This is a genomic window from Cryobacterium sp. N21 (assembly GCF_002929575.1).
GTDB lineage: Bacteria > Actinomycetota > Actinomycetes > Actinomycetales > Microbacteriaceae > Cryobacterium > Cryobacterium flavum.
In genome coordinates, this window is the sequence record NZ_PJJQ01000034.1 from 240,143 (window position 1) to 261,224 (window position 21,082).

Annotated in this window: 17 protein-coding genes and 1 riboswitch; of the genes, 10 read left to right on the plus strand and 7 right to left on the minus strand. The window is 65.5% G+C overall.

The features are described 5' to 3' along the window. Positions 1–2: 2 nt before the first annotated feature. Positions 3–509: a hypothetical protein gene (locus tag CXY77_RS13325; protein ID WP_140425531.1), complete on the minus strand. Its 507-nt coding sequence runs from the start codon at positions 507–509 to the stop codon at positions 3–5. After that, positions 409–1,434, minus strand: coding sequence for an ABC transporter ATP-binding protein (locus CXY77_RS13330; protein WP_104130307.1), 1,026 nt, complete (start codon positions 1,432–1,434; stop codon positions 409–411). The genes CXY77_RS13325 and CXY77_RS13330 overlap by 101 nt, the downstream gene beginning before the upstream one ends. A gap of 77 nt (positions 1,435–1,511) precedes the next feature. On the opposite strand from CXY77_RS13330, the gene CXY77_RS13335 reads away from it, so the two are divergent. The 4 genes from CXY77_RS13335 to gcvP all read left to right on the plus strand — a co-directional run bounded on the left by CXY77_RS13335 (position 1,512) and on the right by gcvP (position 6,917). Continuing rightward, on the plus strand, positions 1,512–2,138 hold the full coding sequence (locus tag CXY77_RS13335; RefSeq protein ID WP_092340726.1) for a DNA-3-methyladenine glycosylase I: 627 nt from the start codon (positions 1,512–1,514) through the stop codon (positions 2,136–2,138). 31 nt (positions 2,139–2,169) lie between these two features. Beyond that, positions 2,170–2,265: riboswitch (glycine riboswitch) on the plus strand. 170 nt (positions 2,266–2,435) lie between these two features. Next, positions 2,436–3,584 carry a glycine cleavage system aminomethyltransferase GcvT gene (gene gcvT / locus CXY77_RS13340; RefSeq protein WP_104130224.1) on the plus strand — a complete coding sequence of 383 codons (1,149 nt, stop codon included), beginning with the start codon at positions 2,436–2,438 and terminating at the stop codon, positions 3,582–3,584. 54 nt (positions 3,585–3,638) lie between these two features. Then, positions 3,639–4,010, plus strand: coding sequence for a glycine cleavage system protein GcvH (gcvH, locus tag CXY77_RS13345; protein ID WP_092340728.1), 372 nt, complete (start codon positions 3,639–3,641; stop codon positions 4,008–4,010). 6 nt (positions 4,011–4,016) lie between these two features. Continuing rightward, positions 4,017–6,917, plus strand: coding sequence for an aminomethyl-transferring glycine dehydrogenase (gcvP, locus tag CXY77_RS13350; RefSeq protein WP_104130225.1), 2,901 nt, complete (start codon positions 4,017–4,019; stop codon positions 6,915–6,917). 8 nt (positions 6,918–6,925) lie between these two features. Here gcvP and CXY77_RS13355 read toward each other — a convergent pair whose 3' ends face one another. Next, positions 6,926–7,732: a CPBP family intramembrane glutamic endopeptidase gene (locus tag CXY77_RS13355; protein ID WP_104130226.1), complete on the minus strand. Its 807-nt coding sequence runs from the start codon at positions 7,730–7,732 to the stop codon at positions 6,926–6,928. A 284-nt stretch (positions 7,733–8,016) separates the two neighbouring features. Between CXY77_RS13355 and CXY77_RS13360 the strand changes: the two genes are divergently transcribed. From CXY77_RS13360 to CXY77_RS13370, 3 genes are all read left to right on the plus strand, one after another. Next, on the plus strand, positions 8,017–9,804 hold the full coding sequence (locus tag CXY77_RS13360; RefSeq protein WP_104130227.1) for an ABC transporter family substrate-binding protein: 1,788 nt from the start codon (positions 8,017–8,019) through the stop codon (positions 9,802–9,804). A 137-nt stretch (positions 9,805–9,941) separates the two neighbouring features. Next, positions 9,942–11,474 carry an ABC transporter permease gene (locus tag CXY77_RS13365; protein ID WP_104130228.1) on the plus strand — a complete coding sequence of 511 codons (1,533 nt, stop codon included), beginning with the start codon at positions 9,942–9,944 and terminating at the stop codon, positions 11,472–11,474. After that, a complete protein-coding gene (locus CXY77_RS13370) occupies positions 11,475–12,515 on the plus strand; it encodes an ABC transporter permease (protein ID WP_104089293.1) in 1,041 nt (346 codons plus the stop codon). Positions 12,516–12,535: 20 nt separating this feature from the next. Here CXY77_RS13370 and CXY77_RS13375 read toward each other — a convergent pair whose 3' ends face one another. After that, positions 12,536–13,144 (minus strand): PH domain-containing protein, encoded by a 609-nt coding sequence (locus CXY77_RS13375; protein WP_140425532.1) that lies wholly within the window; start codon positions 13,142–13,144, stop codon positions 12,536–12,538. 50 nt (positions 13,145–13,194) lie between these two features. Between CXY77_RS13375 and CXY77_RS13380 the strand changes: the two genes are divergently transcribed. The 3 genes from CXY77_RS13380 to CXY77_RS13390 all read left to right on the plus strand — a co-directional run bounded on the left by CXY77_RS13380 (position 13,195) and on the right by CXY77_RS13390 (position 17,590). Next, entirely contained in the window at positions 13,195–14,982 is a 1,788-nt protein-coding gene (locus CXY77_RS13380) for an ABC transporter ATP-binding protein (RefSeq protein ID WP_104130229.1), read from the plus strand. 145 nt (positions 14,983–15,127) lie between these two features. Continuing rightward, complete coding sequence (gene typA, locus CXY77_RS13385) at positions 15,128–17,038, plus strand: translational GTPase TypA (RefSeq protein ID WP_092340745.1); 1,911 nt, start codon at positions 15,128–15,130, stop codon at positions 17,036–17,038. 93 nt (positions 17,039–17,131) lie between these two features. Then, positions 17,132–17,590, plus strand: coding sequence for a hypothetical protein (locus CXY77_RS13390; protein ID WP_104130230.1), 459 nt, complete (start codon positions 17,132–17,134; stop codon positions 17,588–17,590). A 7-nt stretch (positions 17,591–17,597) separates the two neighbouring features. On the opposite strand, the gene efeB is transcribed toward CXY77_RS13390, so the two are convergent. Genes efeB through efeU form a run of 3 tightly spaced genes read right to left on the minus strand, consistent with a single transcriptional unit; the run spans position 17,598 to position 20,993 of the window. Beyond that, a complete protein-coding gene (gene efeB / locus CXY77_RS13395) occupies positions 17,598–18,905 on the minus strand; it encodes an iron uptake transporter deferrochelatase/peroxidase subunit (protein ID WP_104130308.1) in 1,308 nt (435 codons plus the stop codon). A 20-nt stretch (positions 18,906–18,925) separates the two neighbouring features. Continuing rightward, positions 18,926–20,095 carry an iron uptake system protein EfeO gene (gene efeO, locus CXY77_RS13400; RefSeq protein WP_104130231.1) on the minus strand — a complete coding sequence of 390 codons (1,170 nt, stop codon included), beginning with the start codon at positions 20,093–20,095 and terminating at the stop codon, positions 18,926–18,928. 28 nt (positions 20,096–20,123) lie between these two features. Next, positions 20,124–20,993 (minus strand): iron uptake transporter permease EfeU, encoded by an 870-nt coding sequence (gene efeU / locus CXY77_RS13405; protein WP_104130232.1) that lies wholly within the window; start codon positions 20,991–20,993, stop codon positions 20,124–20,126. Between the last annotated feature and the right edge of the window lie 89 nt (positions 20,994–21,082).

Consider the following 21,082-nt stretch of genomic DNA (forward strand, 5'->3'; position numbering starts at 1 on the left):
GGTCACCGAGGTGTGAGTTTCGCGCCGAAAAGTCGAGAATTTTGGCCCGAACTCACACCTCGGCGGCGAACCTGGACGCCAATGTCGCGCTGGCGCAAAGAAAGCGCTGCGAGTGCGGCCAGGACGAGTGAGAGCCCGAAGAAGACGACGATCGTCGTGACGCTCGCGCCCGTACTGAGCGGGCTGGTGCCGAACGCCCAGTAGTACGGGCTCAGGTTGTGCAGCCACTCCAGGCTCGCGCTCTGGCTGCCGAGGGCGTTGAATACGTAGCCGAGCACGGCCACAGCGGCACCGGCAGCGATGCCGCCGATGCGTCGCCCGGTCAGCGCTCCGCCGAGCAGCGCGGCGGATGCCGTCAGCAGATTCACCCCGCCGAACAATAGGCACATGCCGAGCAGGTTTCCCACTTCAATCTGCAGTTTCGACGAATCGTTGAGCGGCAGCACGACCAGGAACAGCAGCGCGGAGAGCGCGAGGATCTTTACCGCGATGGCGCAGAACCGGGCCACGGCTACCTGTACCCGGGGTGACCCCGTGCGCGAGGGTGAGTTCGAGCCGCCCGGATTCCTCGTCGCCGCCGAGAGCGCCCGCGCCCCAGCTGGTCGCCGCAATGCTCAGGAGCAGAAACCCGATCAGCCCAAACAGGGTCGCCTGGGTATACCCGGCACCGGTGGCAGCCAGGTCGGTGGGGCGGATGCCGCTGGCCACCAGGCGCAGGTGACGGATGGCCGTGGCTCGCAACTCCTCCACACTGTTGATCGTGACGATGCTGCCGCCCCGCAGAATGGCGACCTCGTCGGCCGCCTGCTGAATTTCACTGATCACGTGCGAGGAGAGAAAGACGGCCTGGCCGCGGTCACGGGCTTCGCGCACCAGCCGAAGGAATTCCTGCTGCATAAGCGGGTCGAGGCCGCTCGTGGGTTCGTCGAGCACGAGCAGCTCGGGCTGGTGCATGAACGCCTGCACGATGCCGAGCTTCTGCTTGTTGCCCTTCGACAGCTTTCGTACCGGGCGGTCCAGGTCAAGCCGAAGCCGTTCGGCCAGCTCCTGCACGTGACCGGCGGCAACCGGCCCCGAGATGTCGGCGTAGTGCGCCAGTAAGCGGCGCCCGCTCGTGCGCCCCTCCAGAACCAGCTCGCCCGGCAGATACCCAATGCGGCGCCGCAGTTCCGGCCCCGCATTGCGCGAGCGGGTACCGAGCACGGTCGCCTGCCCCGACGTCGGCCGAATAATGTCGAGGAGCGCCCGCATGATCGTGGTCTTGCCGGCCCCGTTGGGCCCGATCACCCCGAACACCGTGCCGCGCGGCACCTGAAAGGTCACCCCGTTTAGCGCCCGATTGTGGCCGAACTGCTTGACGAGGTCGACCACGTCGATGGCGGCACCCGGTGGAGTGACTCCATCGCGAACGTGCGTGGACCGACCGAGTGCAATGTGGCTCACGAAGGCTCCTTGGCTCTCGCTGCGATTTTAGTCCTCGACCGTGAGGCGGGCAGTATCTAATGGTTTAGATGATAGAAACTTCACCAGCGGATGCCCCACCGTCCGCTTCCGGCGCGATCATCGGCCCCGACGGCCTCAGACGCCCGGCCTGGGCCGCGGTCGACCCGATGTTGCGCGACTACTACGACACGGAGTGGGGCGTTCCGGTACGCAGCGAACACGCCCTGTTCGAGCGCATCAGCCTCGAGGCGTTTCAGTCTGGGCTGTCCTGGGCCATCATTCTGCGCAAGCGCCCAGGGTTTCGCGCGGCCTTCGCCGACTTCAACCCCGATCGCATCGCCGCCTTCGACGACGACGACGTGGCCCGGCTGCTGAACGACGAGATGATCGTGCGCAACCGCCTGAAGATTCGCGCCACCATCACCAACGCCCAGGCCACCATCGCCCTCCGTGAGCAGGGCGGTCTGGTCGACTTCGTCTGGTCGTTCCAACCCGACGAAACCCCCGAGCCGGCAACGCAGGCCGACGTACCGACTCGCTCCGCGGCATCCGCTGCCCTGTCGAAGGCCCTGAAGAAGGTCGGCTTCGTCTTCGTCGGACCGACCACCATGTTTGCGCTGATGGAGGCGATCGGCATGATCGATACCCACCTGCAGGGCAGCCACCGTCGCGGCAGCAGCGGGGTGTGGGGCTAGGCTGGGCGCTACCAACTGAATATCGGGCCGAATGGTCGATGCGGGAGAGTTCGGCGCGAGCGCGTACGAACACCGAAGGAGCAATCCTCCCCGACAATCTCTCAGGTACTCGTACCGCATCGAACTGGCCACTCTGAAAAGAAGACCGGGCGCTTACCGGTCTCGCCCACGGTGAAAGTCAGCGTCCGCGCTGGTGAAGCTCTCAGGCACGAGCGACAGAGGGGGAGTTCCCACGCGGCTCAATCGAGTCGCGAACACCGCCGCGGCCGGCTCTCGGCCCTGTCACCCGGAGAACTCATGACCTCGGCCGATTCCAGCACCCCCGCACCGATCGAGCGGTTCTCGCCCCTGCACCAGGCGCACGTCGATGCCGGCGCCAGCTTCACCGACTTCGCCGGCTGGCAGATGCCGGTGCGCTACTCGAGCGACCTTGCCGAGCACCACGCTGTGCGCACCGCGGCCGGCCTGTTCGACCTGTCGCACATGGCCGAGATTCTGATCGAAGGACCGGATGCCGCCGCCTACCTCGACTACGCGCTGGCGGGCAAGCTTTCGATGATCGAACTCTGGCAGGCCAAATACAGTCTGCTCCTGGCCGAGAATGGCGGCATCATCGACGACCTGGTCGTCTACCGTCTGGGCGACACCAAGTTTTTGGTCGTAGCCAACGCCGGCAACCGGTTCGCCGCCTTCGAGGCGCTCGCGGAGCGAGCCACAGACTTCGACGTCGCCGTGGTCGACCAGAGCGATGACTACGCGCTCATTGCCGTGCAGGGCCCGAACGCCCTCGCCATCCTGGACGCGACCGTGGGCGTCACCGACCTGGGCACCGACCTGCACTTCATGAAGTATTACCGCATCACGGATGCCTTCTTCCGCGGCCACCCCCTGCTGGTCGCCCGCACCGGTTACACCGGTGAAGACGGCTTCGAGCTCTACCTTGCGGCCGAGCACGCCCGCGAACTGTGGAACGCACTGGTCGTAGCGGGCGCCGACCAGGGACTCGTTCCGGCCGGGCTCGCCAGCCGCGACACCCTCCGGCTGGAGGCCGGCATGCCGCTGTACGGTCACGAGCTGACGCTCACGACCTTCCCGGCCCAGGCCGGCCTCGGCCGCGTCGTCAACCTGAACAAGGAGAACGATTTCGTCGGCCGGGCCGCGAGCGTTGCGGGGCCGGAGGGTGGGGCATCCGTTTTGGTGGGCCTGATCGCCGCCGGCAAGCGCGCCGGTCGCGCCGACTACGAGATCTTCCGCAGCCTCGATGCAGCGCACAGCGACGGCGTCATCACGAGCGGCGCGCTCTCGCCGACACTTGGCTACCCGATCGCCATGGCCTACGTCACCCCCGACCTGGCCCGCCTCGGCACCGAGGTGTACGTCGACGTGCGCGGTACCCGCCTCCCAGCAACCGTCACCTCGCTTCCCTTCTATAAGCGCGTCAAATAACTCTTCCCTGTTGAACCAATTCTGAAATCCGTGCAACCTGCGAAAGGCAACACCATGACAGACACATCGAAACTGCAGTACACCGCCGAGCATGAGTGGGTTCTGGTCGAGGGAAACGTCGCGACCGTCGGCATCACCGCCTACGCCGCGGAGAAGCTCGGCGACGTCGTCTTCGTTGAACTGCCCGACGTGGGCAGCACCGTCGCCGGCGGCACGGTCGTCGGCGAGATCGAGTCGACCAAGTCGGTCGGGGAACTCTTCGCACCGGTGAACGGCACCGTCACGGCCACCAACGACGCCGTGGTGGAGAGCCCCGAGCTCGTCAACAGCGACCCGTTCGGCGAGGGCTGGCTGATCAGGGTGGAGTTCGAGACCCTTCCCACTCTGCTCACCTTTGCCGAGTATTCAGCCCTGATCGGGGAGTAATCGCAGATGAGCCACGCTTTCGCGCAGCGTCACATCGGAACGGATGTTGACGCCCAGTCCCACATGCTCGCCACGCTCGGCTACGCCTCGGTCGACGACCTCGTCTCCGCGGCCATGCCGGCGTCGATCCACGCCGACCTGTTCCGCCAGGACGCAGGCAGCGCCCTGCCGCCCGCCGCGACCGAGAACGAGGCCGTTGCCGAACTGCGCGCCCTCGCCGACCGGAACACGGTCAAGCGCTCCATGATCGGCCAGGGCTATTACGACACGTTCACGCCCGCCGTGATCAAGCGCAACGTGTTCGAGAACCCCAGCTGGTACACCGCCTACACGCCCTACCAGCCCGAGATCTCGCAGGGCCGGCTCGAAGCGCTCATCAACTTTCAGACCATGATCGCCGATCTCACCGGGCTGACCACGGCCAATGCGTCGATGCTCGACGAGTCCACCGCGGTCGTCGAGGGCATGCTCCTCGCTCTGCGCGCCTCCAAATCCGGGTCGCGTCGATTTATCGTCGACTCGGATGCCTTTCCCCAGACCCACGCGCTGCTCGTCCATCGCGCCGCCGCCCTCGGCATCGAACTCGCTCAGGTCGCACTGACAGAGCGGACCACCGCCGAGGACCTCGGCGACTACTTCGGTGTCTTCGTGCAGTACCCGGCGGCCTCCGGTCGAATCTGGAACCCATCCACCGTCATCGCCCTCGCCCACGAACATAAGGCGCTCGCCGTTGTGGCCGCCGACCTGCTCGCCCTCACCCTGCTGAAATCGCCCGGCGACCTCGGCGCCGATGTGGCCGTCGGCACCAGCCAGCGTTTCGGCGTGCCGATGGGCTTCGGCGGACCGCACGCCGGCTACATGGCCGTTCGCAAGGGACTCGAACGCCAACTGCCCGGCCGCCTGGTCGGGGTGAGCGTCGACGCAGCCGGCCACCCGGCCTACCGCCTCGCCCTGCAGGTGCGCGAACAGCACATTCGCCGCGACAAGGCCACCTCGAACATCTGCACCGCCCAGGTGCTGCTCGCCGTCATGGCCGGCATGTACGCGGTCTACCACGGACCCCAGGGCCTGAAAGCGATCGCCACCCGGGTGCACGAGCGGGCCGGCGCCCTCGTTGCCGCCCTGCGCGCCATCGACGTCGACGTACCCACCGACGCCTTCTTCGACACCATCCAGGTCAACGTGCCGGCGGGCGCCGCCGAGGTCGTCGCGAAAGCCGCCGCCAGTGGCTACAACCTGCGCCAGGTCGATGAGAACACGATCAGCGTGTCGGTCGACGAGACCACCACGCTCGCCGACCTGTCCTATGTCGTCGGCGCGTTCGGTGGCCGCTCGGCGTTCGGCCACGTGGACTTCGACGCCGTGCAGCACGGACTGCCAGCCGAGCTTGATCGGACGAGCGATTTTCTCACCCACCCGGTGTTCAACACGCACCGGTCGGAAACCAGCATGATGCGCTACCTCAAGCGCCTCGCCGACTATGACTACGCGCTCGATCGCGGCATGATCCCGCTCGGATCCTGCACTATGAAGCTCAACGCGGCGAGCGAGATGGAAGCCGTCAGCTGGCCTGAATTCGCCGGAATCCACCCGTTCGCTCCCAAAGCGGATGTCGAGGGCTACCTTCACCTCGTGCGCCAACTCGAAACCTGGCTGACCGATGTCACCGGCTACGACTCCGTATCGCTGCAGCCGAACGCCGGCAGCCAGGGCGAACTGGCCGGACTGCTCGCCATTCGCGGGTTCCACCAGTCGAACGGTGAAACCGGTCGCACGGTCTGCCTGATCCCGTCGAGCGCACACGGCACCAACGCGGCATCCGCTGCACTGGCCGGCATGCGCGTTGTGGTCGTGGCCTGCGACGACCTCGGCAACGTGGACCTGGCCGACCTGCACGCCAAGATCGCCGAGCACGCCGAGAACCTTGCTGCCCTCATGATCACCTATCCGTCGACCCACGGGGTCTACGAGCACGAGGTCGCGACGATCTGCAAGGCAGTGCACGACGCCGGCGGCCAGGTCTACGTCGACGGCGCCAACCTCAATGCGCTGCTTGGTTTCGCCCGCTACGGCGATTTCGGCGGCGACGTCTCGCACCTGAACCTGCACAAGACGTTCTGCATTCCGCACGGCGGCGGCGGTCCCGGTGTCGGCCCGGTCGCGGCCAAGGCGCACCTCGCGGCGTTCCTGCCGGGACATCCGCTCGCCCAGAGCGACGAGCACTACCTGCTCGGTGCTGCTGGAGCCACCGCCACCGTCGTGCACGGCGGTGGGCCGGTCTCGGCGGCGCCCTATGGCAGCCCGAGCATTCTGCCCATCTCCTGGGCCTACGTGCGCATGATGGGAATCGACGGCCTCAAACAGGCCACCGCCGCCGCCGTGTTGGCCGCCAACTACGTCGCCAAGCGCCTGGAGAACAGCTACCCGCTGCTCTACTCGGGCGAAAACGGCCTGGTCGCGCACGAGTGCATTCTCGACCTGCGGCCGCTCACCGCGGCCACCGGCGTGAGCGTCGACGACGTGGCCAAGCGCCTCGTCGACTACGGCTTCCACTCGCCGACCATGAGCTTTCCGGTGGCCGGCACGCTCATGGTCGAACCCACCGAGAGTGAAGACCTCGGCGAGATTGACCGCTTCATCGACGCCATGATCGCGATCAAGGCCGAAGCGGATGCCATCGCCGCCGGCCGCTGGCCCGCCGACGACAATCCGCTGCACAACGCCCCGCACACCGCTCAGTCCGTGATCGAGGGGGAGTGGGAGCATCCGTATGACCGGGCCACCGCTGTCTACCCGCTCGCGTCCCTGGTGCGGAACAAGTACTGGCCGCCGGTGCGCCGCATCGACAACGCCTACGGGGACCGCAACCTGGTCTGCGCCTGCCCGCCGCCCGAGGCCTTCGAGTAGGGGGTATCTCAGCTGGCCGGGGCGAGCAGCCCCGGCCACCAGCCCAGCGCGAGCGGATAGCCGACAAAAGAGAGAATGTCGAGCAGCCAGTGCGTCACCACGAGCGGCATGGTGCGCCCCCAGCGGGTGTAGCACCAGCCGAACACGACGCCCATGGCCACGTTGCCAAAGAATGGTCCGACACCCTGGTAGAGGTGGTAGCTGCCGCGCAGCACGGCCGAGCTCACAATGATGGTCCAGGTCGACCAGCCGAGTTCGCGCAGCCGCGTGAACAGGTAGCCCACCACGATGAGTTCCTCGAGCAGCGCTGCCTTGAGGGCGGCGAAGACGAGAATCGGAATGGTCCACCAAAAGGTATCGAGCGGCGAGGGCACCACGGCCACTGTAAAGCCGAATGCTCGGCCGGCCAGGTAGAGCGCGAGCCCCGGAATGCCGATGACGAGGAGAAGCCCGAAGCCGCCGAGCAGATCCTTGCCCGGTCGGGTGAAGTCGAAGCCGAGGCGGGTGAACGGGCTCTGGCCGGGCCGCCACAGCAGAAACAGCACCAGCGCTACAGCGGCGAGGCCGAACGCAATGCCGAGAAATTGGTAGGTGAAGTCGAGCCACTCTCGTGGCGACTGCGACCCGTTGAGCGTTGCCGACTGCTCGGCGAGGGGGGTCGTATCGGTCAGGCGGGCCACGATCGACACGATCGAGTACACGGCCGAGGCCCCGAGCGAAAGGGCGAGCACGATGCCAATCTCCCAGAACAGTCGCGAACGATCGGGCAGGTTTCGCTGCGGCCCTGACGGCTGTGAAACGGATGCTGTGGGCATGGCTCTATCCTGCCATCGCGGCATCCGCTGCCCGGCCCGGCCCCGGCGCCCGCTGGATATCATCGCTCGGGGCTGGCGCAAACGATGCAAAATAGGCGCTACAGCCGCCGAGACGCAGTATTTGTGCAGAATGCCCGACTTCAACGAAAAAAAATGGAGCTATTTCATAACAGTTCGGCAATTTGCTTGGCAAAGCTGTGGATTTCTCTCTAGGGTCGTATCTATCCGCGCTCGACCCACGGCCGTGATGCCGTGGTCGACGATCACTTCGCCCAGGAGGAATCTTGTCCATCAGAGGAAAACTGTTCAGGAAGAGTCTCAGCGGGGTCGCCGTTCTTGGCGTCGCCGCCCTCGCCCTGACCGCATGCACCACATCCGGCAGCACCGGCACGAATACGGATACCGCGGCCACCGGCGGCACGGTGACGGTCGCGGTGGTCAACGACTTCACGTCGTTCAACAACCAGACGCCCCAGTCAAACCTCGACACCAACGGCCAGGTCGGTTACCTCATGGGTAACTACGGCTCCGCCTTCTCCTACATCGACAAAGACTTCAAGATCGTGCACGAAGACAAGTTCGGCACCTTCGAAAAGACCAGCGACGACCCGCAGACGGTCACTTACACGCTCAACCCCGACGACAAATGGTCGGACGGTGAGCCCGTCACGGCCGACGACATGGTGCTATCCTGGGCGACCCAGGCTGGCTATTTCAACAGTTCAACCACCGATCCCGACAGCGGTGACGTGGTCTCTGGCACCCAATACTTCGAGATCGCCGCGAGCACCGCGGGCCTCGACACGACCGCCTTCCCCACGGTGAGCGATGACAACCTGTCGATGACCCTGGTCTATGGCACCCCCTACGTGGACTGGGAGCTGGTCAACCCGATCGGCCAGCCCGCCCACATCGTGGCCAAGAAGGCCGGACTCAGCTCTGCCGGTGACCTGACCGCCCTGATGAAGAGCCTGCCCAAGGGCGACCCGGCCAACCCCGCTGCGGCCGACCCCACGCTGAAGGCCGCCGCCGACTTCGTGAACACCGGCTACGACGTGACCGCGTTCCCGACCGACCCCGACCTGCTCGTCTCGAGCGGCCCGATGGTGCCGACCGGCTGGACCCCCGGCCAGTCCTTCACCATGGAGCGCAACAAGTACTATGTGGGTGGTATGATCCCCAAGATCGACAAGATGATCCTGCGCGTCATCCCCGACGCCAACGCCCAGGTCACCGCCCTTCAAAACGGCGAGGTCGACATCATCAACCCGCAGGCATCCGCTGATACGCTCACCGCTCTGGAGAATACCGGAGCCGACGTACTGACCGGAGACCAGGTGTCGTATGACCACCTCGACCTGCGCTTCGACCAGCCGGTCTTCGCCGACATCAAGGTGCGCCAGGCGTTCCTGAAGACCATCCCACGTCAGCAGATCCTCGATTCCATTGTGACGCCGGTCAACCCCGACGCCAAGGTGCTCAACTCGCAGATCTGGGTTCCCGCCAACGAACCGTACGCAGATTCCGTCGCCAACAACGGCTCGAAGGACTATGCCGACGTGGACATCGAGGGCGCCAAGGCCCTGCTGGCCGGCGCCACCCCCTCGGTGCGTATTTTGTACAACACCAACAACCCGAACCGGGTCGATGAGTTTCAGGCCATCCAGGAATCGGCCGCCAAGGCCGGCATCACCGTCGTTGACGCTGGGTCTCCGGACTGGAGCAGCCTGCTCTCGGGCGGCGACTATGACGCTTCACTATTCGGCTGGATCAGCCCCGGTGTCGGCTCGGCCGGCATCTCGCAGATCTTCTCGACCGACGGTGGTGGAAACTACAACCAATACACGGGAACGAATGACGACGCGATTGCAACCCAGACCACTCTGGATCCCGACAAGTTGATCGCCCTGGAAAAGAAGATGGACAAGCAGATGTTCGCGGACGCTTACGGCCTGCCGCTCTTCCAGCTGCCCGGTGTGTTCGGTGTCGCCAAGCGCGTGAGCGGTGTGGAGTACATGGGTAACCAGACCGGTCCGTTCTGGAACTTCTGGGAATGGTCCGTCAGTAAGTAGCGAGGTCGAAAGACGCGGCTTGATCGCGCAGTTGGGCTCCTGGGTTCGCCCAGGAGCCCAATTGGCGGGTCGGGCGGCATCCGTTTTCTTGTCGTACCCGACGTACGAACCAACTCCTACAGTGAGGTAGCCCCGGCATGGTGAGCTTCATCCTGAGACGAATTCTCGTTTCCATACTCATCCTGATCGCCGCATCGTTTCTGATGTACGTCATGGTGGGCTACTCGGCCGATCCGCTTCAGGACCTCACGAGCAGTAATTCGCCCAATAAGCAGCAACTCATCAATGCCCGCGTCTCGCTCCTCGACCTTGACGTTCCGCCGCCCCTGCGCTGGGTGCTCTGGCTCGGGGGCGTGGCTAAGTGTGCCATTCCCTTCGCCAACGCCTGCGACCTCGGCTCGACCGTCTCCAAGGCGCAGGTCGTCGATATTCTGCCCAACGCCCTAGCCGCAACGGTGCAGCTCGTGACGTTCGCGCTCGTGCTGGCCATTCTGCTCGGCGTCACGATCGGCATCATCACCGCCCTCCGCCAATACAGCGGCCTCGACAATACGGTCACCTTCGTCAGCTTCTTTCTGTACTCGCTGCCCGCCTTTCTGGTGGCCGTGCTCCTAAAAGAATTCGTCGCCATCGGCTTCAATGACTTTCTGCGCGACCCGGTGATCGGTAGCGTCGCGCTCGTGGTCATCGGCCTCGTCATCGGCGCCATCTGGCAGTCGCTCCTCGGCGGTGACGGGCGGCGTCGCCTCGTGGTGTTCCTCGTGTCAGGTCTCGCGACCAGCGGTGTTCTGCTGCTGATGAGTGCGACCGGGTGGTTCATGCACCCCGGGCTCGGAGCGATCCCAATCATTCTGCTGGTCGCCGCGATCGCCCTCGGCTCGGCCACTCTGCTGGCGGGGCTGCGCAACCGTCGGGCCCTCATCACGGCGGGGATCAACGCCGCGATCGCCATTGTGGCGTACTTCACCCTGCAGCCCCTGTTCGACGTGTCGAGTGCCGGCACGCTGTTCATCCTCGCGCTCGCCACCGCTGCCGTGGGCCTGGTCAGTGGTTTCCTGGCCGGCGGCTACGACCGCGGCCAGAACATGCGGGTCGGCCTCGTCACGGCCCTGCTCTCGGGCACCGTCGTGCTACTGGACCGGTTCATGCAGTCCTGGGGCGATCTGCTCACCGCCACCAACGGACGCCCGATCGCGACGGTGGGCTCGAAGACCCCGGGGTTGAGCGGCGATGTCTGGCTGGGCGGGCTTGACGCCTTCGCCCACCTCACCCTGCCGACCATCGCGCTGCTGCTGATCTCCTTCGCCGGGTACACCCGGTATTCCCGCGCCGGCATGCTCGAGGTGCTCAGCCTCGATTACATTCGCACCGCCCGCGCCAAGGGGCTGCCCGAGCGCACCGTGATCGTGCGCCACGCCTTTCGCAACATGCTCATTCCGCTCACCACCCTGGTGGCCTTCGACGTCGGCGCCCTGCTCGGTGGCGCGATCATCACCGAGAAGGTCTTCGCCATCCCCGGGATGGGCAGCCTGTTCAATGCGGGACTCCAGCGCGGTGACCTCAACCCGGTGATGGGCTATTTCCTGATCGTGGCCGCCATGGCGATCACTTTCAATTTTCTGGCCGACATGGCCTATGCCGGGCTCGACCCCAGAGTGAGGATCCGCTAGATGTCCACACCAATTGGCTTGGGGCCGACCCCGCCCGAGATCCCCGCCGACGAACTCGCCGTCGCGAGCGCGATCCCCGAAAGTCAGGGACGCCTGATCTGGCGTCGCTTCGTCGGCAACAAGGTGGCCGTCGCCTCCGTCATCATCCTCCTGCTCATCATCCTGTTTTCCTTCTCCGCCATCGGCATCGGCCCGATCCCCGGCTGGTGGCAGTACGGGTACAAGGCGCTCAACCCGCAGGTGAACGGCGGCAACCCCACCCTCTCGCTGGTGCCACAGTTTCTCGGCGGCAACGGTATTTCGCTGGGCGAGCATCCGTTCGGCCAGGACCGCATCGGCAAGGACTACTTCGCCATGACCATGCGCGGCATTCAGAACTCCGCGCTGGTCATGGTGGTTCTCGGCCTCATCGCGACCGTCGTGGGCGTGGTGGTCGGGGCCATCGCCGGCTACTACCGCGGCACCGTCGACGCCATTCTCATGCGGGTCACCGACGTCTTCATCGTGATTCCCGCCCTCGTGATCGGCTCCGTCGTGGGCCACTGGTTCGGCGCTCTCGGCGCCCCGGTACTGGCGATCATGCTCGGCTTCTTCTCCTGGATGGGCATCGCCCGCCTGGTGCGCGGCGAATTCCTGTCGCTGCGGGAACGCGAGTTCGTCGAGGCCGCCCGGGTCGCCGGGGCGAGCGACATGCGCATCATCTTCAAGCACATCCTGCCCAACGCCATGGGTGTCGTCATCGTGTCGGCGACGCTCATCATGGCCTCGGCCATTCTGCTCGAGACGGCGCTGAGTTATCTCGGCTACGGCATTCGCTCTCCCGATGTGTCGCTGGGTCTGCTGATCAGCTCGAATCAGTCGGCGTTCCAGACCCGGCCGTGGCTGTTCTGGTGGCCCGGCGCGTTCATCGTGTCGCTCGCGCTGCTGGTGAACTTCGTCGGCGACGGCCTGCGCGACGCCTTCGACCCGCGTCACCGCCGGTTCAAGCTCAGCAAAATGCGCGAAACCCGGCCCGAACCGGAGCTGGAGGCGCAGCCGTGACCCCGCTAGGCCAGCAGGCTTTAGGCCAGCAGAATTGCGACAACGGATGCCACGGCGCCCGCCGCCAGCACGCCAGCCCGACCCCAGGCCCACACGACCACCACCGGCGTCTGCGCGGCGAGCCCGCCGTCGATCAGACCGCTTCGCTGCAGGGCGTCCCAGCGTGCGCGCACCAGTTGCGCCGCCTCGCCGGATTCACTCCCGGGCAGGTCGCCGGGGCGTGGGGAGCCGCTGACGTAGGGCACCGGGTCTGTGCTCTTGCGGCGCCCGGAGCTGGTCAGGCTGCGGCCGGGGGCCGGAGCGCAATACACCGCGAACTTGCGCCCCGGCGTGTAGAGCGTGAGCGCGAACTTGGTGTCGACGTGCACGAGCGCCGCCCACGGCACCACGATGGTGCGCAGCGGATTGCGAATGGTCACGGCCGTGTCGCTGACGCGCAGGTCGGGGCGCCACAGTACCTCCCAGACGAACAGAACCACGAACAGTGCCGGAACGACCAGCCACCGGTTCGACAAAGTCGGGAGCAGAAACACGCTCACCGCGCTAGCGGCGGCAACGCTCGCGAACACGGCGGCGATGATGCGGTTGAACCGCGAGTAGAAGAGATTCGGGTCGGCAGCGACGGGCATGCAGCCATGCTGCCAGAAATTGAACTCACCCACAGCGAAAGCAGGACTTCATGACCGACCAGGTGACGACCACATTCTCCGGCCCCGTACTGCAGGTCACCGACCTCACCGTGCACTTCGGCGTCGATAACGTCTGGGTACCGGCCGCCCTCAAATTGAACTATTCGATCGAGCGGGGCAAGGTGCTCGCCATCGTCGGCGAGTCCGGCTCTGGCAAGAGCGCGAGTTCCATGGCCATCCTCGATCTGCTCCCCGACAACAGCCGCATCTCCGGAAGCGTCAAGCTCAGCGGCCGGGAACTCATGGGCCTGAAGCCGGCGCAGATGCACAAGGTGCGCGGTGGCCAGATCGCCATGATCTTTCAGGAGCCGATGACGGCGCTCAACCCGGTCTACACGATCGGGTTCCAGATCATCGAAACCCTGCGCGCCCACTTCGGCATGTCACCGTCGCAGGCCAAGGCACGCGCCCTCGAACTGCTCGACATGGTCGAGCTGCCCGACCCGCTTAAGGCGTTCAACTCGTACCCGCACCAGTTGAGTGGCGGGCAACGCCAGCGCGCGATGATCGCCCAGTCCATCTCCTGCGACCCGCAACTGCTTATCGCCGACGAGCCGACCACCGCCCTCGACGTGACCGTGCAGGCCGAGATTCTTGATCTGCTGCGGAGTCTGCGTGATCGACTGGATAGCGCCATCCTCTTGATCACCCACGATATGGGTGTGGTCGCCGACCTGGCCGACGATATCGCGGTTATGCGTCGCGGTGTCATCGTGGAACGCGGCACCGTCGATCAGATCTTCAACGAACCCACCCACCCGTATACGATCGCCCTGCTGCAGGCCGTTCCGCACCTCGGTCAGCGCGGTGACGAAGCGATCGATATGACCGCGGCGCTCGCCATCGGCACCGACATCGTCGTGGATGCGGTGCTCGCAGCACGCATCGAGGTCAACGAGCGGCTGGCAAACGAGGCGGCAACGGCTGCACGCAATGACAGCCGCGAAGTGGTCGTCAAGTTCGACGATGTCGTCATCGAGTACCCCAAGCACGGTCGCGTCGCGGCCTTTCGCGCCGTCGACAAAGTCAACCTGTACGTGCGCCAGGGGGAGGTGCTCGGGCTTGTTGGCGAGTCGGGGTCAGGTAAGACCACGCTCGGTCGCGCGGCCATCGCGCTGCTGCCGATCACCGAGGGAGCGTTGAACGTGGCCGGTCACGACATCTCGAAGGCCAACCGGGACGAAATTCACCGACTGCACAAGAGCGTCGGCATCGTCTTTCAAGACCCGTCGTCATCGCTCAACCCACGGATGCCCATCGGCGACAGTATCGGGGAACCCCTCAAACTAGCGAAGGGTCTGAAGGGTGCCGCGCTCAGCGCCGAGGTGGAGCGACTGCTCGACAGCGTCGAGCTGCCACGCGCCTACCGCAGCCGCTTTCCGCACGAACTTTCCGGCGGCCAGAAACAGCGCGTCGGCATCGCCCGCGCGCTCTCGCTCGAACCGAAGGTGCTCATCGCCGACGAGCCCACCAGCGCGCTCGACGTGTCGGTGCAGGCCCGAGTGCTGGAGCTGATTCAGGGCTTGCAGAAGCAGATGAACTTTGCCTGCCTGTTCATCACCCACGACCTCGCCGTCATCGATGTGCTCGCCGACCGCATCGCGGTCATGCACCACGGTCGCATCGTGGAAACCGGCACGCGCGACGAGATTCTGCGCTACCCGAAAGACCCCTATACCCAGCGTCTGCTGGCGGCCGTTCCGATCCCCGACCCCACCGAACAGCGTGCCCGCCGCGAGCTGCGCCGCGAATTATTGGCCGCCGGCATCGATGAGTAACCGGCTGACTCCTCGTAACGAGCCAACGGGTCGAGTGGGAATCATACGGTAGGATAGTAATTTGGGTCACATTATGACCCCTGGTATCCATTCTTCGTCGCGCGCGAGACTCTGCGGCACTCATTCTTCGTAAGGATCTATTTTTATGGCGATTGCTACACGCAATAACCTCCGAAATGTTGCAATCGTCGCTCACGTTGACCACGGTAAGACGACGCTGGTTGACGCGATGCTCAAGCAGACCGACTCCTTCGCTGACCACTCTCACGTTGAAGAGCGCGCGATGGACTCGAACGAACTCGAGCGCGAAAAAGGCATCACGATTCTCGCCAAGAACACGGCGGTTTCGTACAAGGGCATCCACGCCACCGACGGTCCCATCACCATCAACGTGATCGACACCCCGGGCCACGCTGACTTCGGTGGCGAGGTCGAGCGCGGACTGTCCATGGTTGACGGCGTTGTTCTCCTCGTTGACGCATCAGAGGGCCCGCTGCCGCAGACCCGTTTCGTGCTTCGCAAGGCGCTCGAAGCCAAGCTCCCCGTCATCCTGCTGGTCAACAAGACCGACCGTCCCGACGCGCGCATCGACGAGGTTGTGGCCGAGAGCCAGGACCTGCTCATCGGCCTCGCGAGCGACATGGCCGACGACTTTCCCGACCTCGACCTCGACGCCGTGCTCGACGTGCCCGTCGTCTACGCGTCCGGCCGTAACGGTGCCGCCAGCTGGAACAAGCCCGAAGACGGCACGCTGCCCGACAACGACGACCTCGAGCCGCTGTTCGACGCCATCCTCAAGCACATCCCGGCACCGACCTACGATGACACGCACCCGCTTCAGGCGCACGTCACCAACCTCGACGCCTCGCCGTTCCTCGGTCGCCTCGCGCTGCTGCGCATCTTCCAGGGCACCATCAAGAAGGGCCAGACCGTGGCCTGGGTGCAGCAGGACGGCACCGTCACCAATGTGAAGATCACCGAGTTGCTGATCACCAAGGCGCTGGACCGCTACCCGACCGAGAGCGCCGGCCCCGGCGACATCGTTGCCGTTGCCGGTATCGAGAACATCACCATCGGTGAGACCCTCGCCGACCCCGACGACGTTCGCCCGTTGCCGACCATCACGGTCGACGACCCGGCCATCTCGATGACCATCGGCACCAACACCTCGCCGCTCATGGGCAAGGTCAAGGGCCACAAGCTCACCGCCCGCATGGTCAAGGACCGCCTCGACCGTGAGCTGGTCGGTAACGTCTCGCTCAAGGTCGTCGACATCGGACGCCCGGATGCTTGGGAGGTGCAGGGTCGTGGAGAACTGGCCCTCGCCATCCTGGTCGAGCAGATGCGCCGCGAAGGCTTCGAGCTCACCGTCGGCAAGCCGCAGGTAGTTGTGAAGCGCGTCGACGGCAAGGTGCACGAGCCGTTCGAACACCTCACCATTGACGCGCCCGAGGAATACCTCGGCGCCATCACGCAGCTGCTCGCCGCTCGCAAGGGTCGCATGGAGAACATGGCCAACCACGGCACCGGCTGGGTTCGCATGGAATTCATCGTTCCGTCGCGCGGCCTGATCGGCTTCCGCACGCAGTTCCTCACCGACACGCGCGGTACCGGTATCGCCAACGCGATCCTGCACGGCTACGAGCCCTGGGCGGGCACCATCAACACCCGTACGAACGGTTCCATCGTGGCCGACCGAAGCGGCGCGGTCACCCCGTTCGCGATCATCAACCTGCAGGAGCGCATGTCGTTCTTCGTGCAGCCGACCAGCGAGGTGTACGAAGGCATGGTCATCGGCGAGAACTCGCGCGCCGACGACATGGACGTGAACATCACCAAGGAAAAGAAACTGACCAACATGCGTCAGTCCAGCTCCGACACGTTCGAGTCGATGACACCGCCCAAGCAGCTGTCGCTCGAGCAGTGCCTCGAATTCGCCCGTGAAGACGAGTGCGTCGAGGTCACCCCGGCCGCCGTGCGTATTCGCAAGGTAGAGCTGACGGCATCCGCTCGCTCGCGTCAGGTTTCGCGCGTGAAGAAGATGGACGCGAACTAACCCTTCGCACCACGATGCCCTCTCGGTTCGCCGAGGGGGCATTGTTGCGTGCGGAGGCCGCATTAGAATTCAGACGAACTTGAAGGACTTGACATGACTATTTCCTCCCGTAGCCGCCGCCTCGTGCTTGCGCTCATGATCGCCGCCACCCTGCCCGCGCTGGCGGCCTGTTCGATCGGCGACACCGTGCAGCAGACCGTGAACGGGGTCGTGCAGGATGCGACCGGGGGCGACGTCAGCCTCGATGGCTCGCTCCCGAAAGACTGGCCGGCCGAAGTGCCGCTCATCGACGGCGAGGTTCTGTTCGCCACCGGCGGCATCGGCGAGGGCGAGGTCGGTGGTTGGGTCGTCACGATCAAGGCAACGTCGGCCACGCCGATCGAGGATGCCCGGGCGCAGCTTCTCGCTGCCGGGTTCAGCGTGGCTGTAGGTGTTCCGGGTGCCGACTCCGAAGTGGTGACCGTGACGAACACGACCTACGGCGTCGTAGTCGCGGGGAACGCCGATGGCATTTTGTACACGGTGACGCCGCTGCCTGACGCGCTGAAGTAATCGCGCGTTATGCGAAGAGGGCGGACCCGACGTAGGCTCCGTCGGCGGCTCCGGCCGGAACCACGAACAACGCACTCCCGACGTGGCGAATGTACTCGTTGAGCGCATCGTGCTTGGCGAGGTTCAGCTGCACGGTCGTGAACTGGGTCGGCGAACGCTGGAAGCTGATGAAGAACAGCCCGGCCTCGAGGCGGCCGAGGTCATCGTTGCCGTCGACGAAGTTGTAGCCCCGGCGCAGCAGCTTCATACCCTTGTTCTGCATGGGATGCGCGAGCCGCATGTGGGCAGCGGCGCCGATGAGTGGCTGGTCTTCCCGACCGGCGATCGTGAAATCGGGCTCGCTGAACTCGGTTCCACCGGAGAGCGGTGCGCCGGCACCTTTGGTGCGGCCGAACACCGTTTCCTGCTCACTGAGAATGGAGCGATCCCAGGTTTCAATGGTCATGCGGATGCGCCGCGCCACCAGGTAAGAGCCGCCGGCCAGCCAGGCCGGCCCGTCGGAGGACGACACCCAGACCTGGTCGTTGACCACGTCGGGCTGCTCGGCCTTGATGTTGGCGGTGCCGTCCTTGAACCCGAACAGGTTGCGCGGGGTGGCCTGGGCCGTCGAGGTCGACGAGGTGCGCCCGAAGCCGAGCTGCGACCAGCGCAGGGCTGCCCGCCCGAAGGCGATGCGGGACAGGTTGCGAATGGCGTGCACGGCCACCTGCGGGTCATTGGAGCAGGCCTGGATGCACAGGTCACCATCACTGCGGCCGGCATCGAGGTCGTCGCCGGGAAAGTGCGGCAGCGGCGTGAGGTCTGCGGGGCGGCGGGCCGCAATGCCGAAGCGATCGACGCCATCCGCTGTTTCAAACAGGGTCGGGCCGAAGCCGAACGTGATGGTAAGGCCAGCCGTGGGCAGTCCCTGGGCCTCGCCGGTGTCTTCGGGCGGGGCGTCGTAGGGGCCGCTGACGGCACCGTACTCGCCGATATCCTGGCCGGCGGTCATGGCGGCGGCGGCGATGGTCCAGTCCTGTAGCAGCTCGATCAGCTCCGCCCGCGTCGTGCCGGCCGAGACGTCGAACGCGGCGAAGTGCAGGCGATCCTGCGCGGGCGTGACGATGCCGGCCTGATGGCTGCCGTAAAACGGGTAGACCGCCGAAGCGGATGCCGCCCCCGGCGACGCAGACGCCGCCAGCGCCACCCGGTCCCCGGCTGCCCCCAGCCCGATGCCGGCCACGCTGGCCCCGGCGAGGCCGAGCAGACCGCGCCGGGACAGGCCGCGGGCTGGCACGGCCAGATCGGCGGACCCGGTGCGCTTATCGCGTTTCACGGTGCGCTTCGCGGAGCGACTCACAACACGAGCGCTGCGGTGAGCTGGTTCAGCGGCTCGCCAAGCGCGTTGACCTGGTCGGCGAGGGCTCGAATCTCGGCCGGAGTGAGGTCGGTGTAGAGCGTGAAGCCGTCGCCGACCCGCTGGGCGTCGAGCAGCGCCTGCAGCGAGCCGAACTCGGTGTCGAGCGACGCGGCCAGGTCGGCATCCGTTTTCAGCAAGATGGGACGCACCCCGTCGTAGAGAACTTTGGCGCCGTCAACGTTGGCCTGGAAGTCCCAGAGGTCGGTGTGGGACCAGATCTCTTCCTCGCCGGTGACCTTTCCGGTGGCGACCTCGTCGAGTAGGCCGATGGCCCCGTTGGTCTGCTGCGACAGGGTGAAGGTGAGCCCTTCAACCTTCTCGTGCAGGGTCGCGGTGTCAGCGACGAGTTGTTCGGTGAGTGCCGCACGCTGGTCGGCGGTGTAGGCAACGAAGCCAGCCTCAGCGTCCTGCGGCCAGAGGTCCTTCTCGATGGCGTGCCAGCCGGTCCAGTTTTGGCCTTCTTCGAGGTCGGCCTCGCGCAGGTCGAGCTTGGGGTCGAGGTCGCCGAACGATTCGGCGATGGTCTCCACGCGCTCCCAGTGCACCCGGGTGGAGGCGTACAGGCTGCGGGCGGTGTCATCGTCCTCGGCGGAATAGGCTGCGGCGAACGCGTCGGTGCCGGTGACGAGCTGGTCGATCTGGTCGCTCACGTAGGAGCCGTAGTTGGTGTTGGCGGTGACGATCTGGGCGGCGAGGTCAACGTCGACGGTGGCGGCGGCATCCGTTTTGGTGGCGGTGAACTCGGCCTTGCCGACACCGTCGCCGGTCATGCCCGGCTTGCACGCGGTGAAGTAGCTGCCGGCATCGAGCTGTACCACCAGGTCGCGGCTGAGGCCGGGGCCGATATTCTCGGCCTCACCGACGATGCGCAGGCCGTCCTCGGCCAACAGGTAGAACTCGGTCACTTGGTCACCGGAATTGGTGACCGAAAAACGGATGCTGCCGGCCGGTGCCTCGTTCGCGCTCACCGCGCAGTCGGTCGCGCTGCTGTCCACGGTGAGGGCCGTGTGGGTGGCTGCCGGGTTGTTGGCGACACAGCCGCTCAGGAGGCCGATTCCGAGAATACCGAGGCCGAGCAGGCTGGCGGAACGTAAGACACGGGGCATGGAGATCCTTTGAACTGGGCGAGAAAAGTCAGTGCGCGGCGACGGGCGTGGGCGCCGGCGCGGTTGGTGCTGCCGGGGCCGGGCGGGCGCTCGTGCGGCCGTGACGGCTCTTTCTGATGAACACCGTCAGGGTGGGCACGGCATAGGCCAGCCAGGCGAACATCTCCAGCCAGGTGGTGGCGGGGGAGAAGTTCAGGGTGCCCTTGAGCAGAGTGCCGTACCAGCTGTCCGGCGGCACGGCGGCGCTCACGTTGAAGGCGAGGGCGTTCAGCCCGGGCAGGATGCCAGCCTCCTGCAGGTCGTGCACACCGTAGGAGAGCACGCCAGCGGCCACAACGATGAGGATGGCACCCGTGTAGGTGAAGAACTTCGACAGGTTGATCTTGAGCATGCCGGCGTAGATCAGAACGCCCAAGCCGATCGCCGTCAGGATGCCGAGGGCAGCGCCGAGCAGCGGCATGGTCGTTGCGCCGGTCGCCTGCACTGCGGCCCAGATGAACAGGGCCGTTTCAATGCCCTCCCGGCCGACGGCGAGGAAGGCCACGAGTACGAGCCCTAGGCCGGCACCGACGAGGTGCTTGTCGATGTTGCCCTGCAGGTGGCCTTTGAGGTCGCGTGCGGTGCGCAGCATCCAGAACACCATCCAGGTCACCAGGCCGGTCGCAACGATCGACAGCACGCCGCCGATGGTCTCCTGGGCAGTGAACGACAGCCCATAGGTGCCATAGGTGAGCAGCGCGCCGATGCCGAGGGCGAGCAGCACGGCCAGGGCCACACCGAGCCAAATGCGCGGCAGCACGTCACGTCGACCGATTTTCACGACGTAGGCGATAAGAATCGTCACGATCAGCGCGGCCTCAAGGCCTTCGCGCAGGCCGATCAGGTAGTTTGCGAGCACAGGGTCCCTCGAACAATTCGGGCAATGGTTTCGGGCGAAAAAATTTGGTAAGGCTAACCTTACCGATGATGACTTTAGTCCGAACCGCG

Bases quoted from the DNA above. Each gene is read 5' to 3' on its own strand.
- CXY77_RS13370 (WP_104089293.1), top strand. From the start codon at position 11,475: ATGTCCACACCAATTGGCTTGGGGCCGACCCCGCCCGAGATCCCCGCC.
- CXY77_RS13365 (WP_104130228.1), top strand. From the start codon at position 9,942: ATGGTGAGCTTCATCCTGAGACGAATTCTCGTTTCCATACTCATCCTG.
- CXY77_RS13375 (WP_140425532.1), bottom strand. From the start codon at position 13,144: ATGCCCGTCGCTGCCGACCCGAATCTCTTCTACTCGCGGTTCAACCGC.
- CXY77_RS13355 (WP_104130226.1), bottom strand. From the start codon at position 7,732: ATGCCCACAGCATCCGTTTCACAGCCGTCAGGGCCGCAGCGAAACCTG.
- gcvP (WP_104130225.1), top strand. From the start codon at position 4,017: ATGAGCCACGCTTTCGCGCAGCGTCACATCGGAACGGATGTTGACGCC.
- CXY77_RS13380 (WP_104130229.1), top strand. From the start codon at position 13,195: ATGACCGACCAGGTGACGACCACATTCTCCGGCCCCGTACTGCAGGTC.
- gcvH (WP_092340728.1), top strand. From the start codon at position 3,639: ATGACAGACACATCGAAACTGCAGTACACCGCCGAGCATGAGTGGGTT.
- CXY77_RS13335 (WP_092340726.1), top strand. From the start codon at position 1,512: ATGATAGAAACTTCACCAGCGGATGCCCCACCGTCCGCTTCCGGCGCG.
- typA (WP_092340745.1), top strand. From the start codon at position 15,128: ATGGCGATTGCTACACGCAATAACCTCCGAAATGTTGCAATCGTCGCT.
- CXY77_RS13390 (WP_104130230.1), top strand. From the start codon at position 17,132: ATGACTATTTCCTCCCGTAGCCGCCGCCTCGTGCTTGCGCTCATGATC.
- efeO (WP_104130231.1), bottom strand. From the start codon at position 20,095: ATGCCCCGTGTCTTACGTTCCGCCAGCCTGCTCGGCCTCGGTATTCTC.
- gcvT (WP_104130224.1), top strand. From the start codon at position 2,436: ATGACCTCGGCCGATTCCAGCACCCCCGCACCGATCGAGCGGTTCTCG.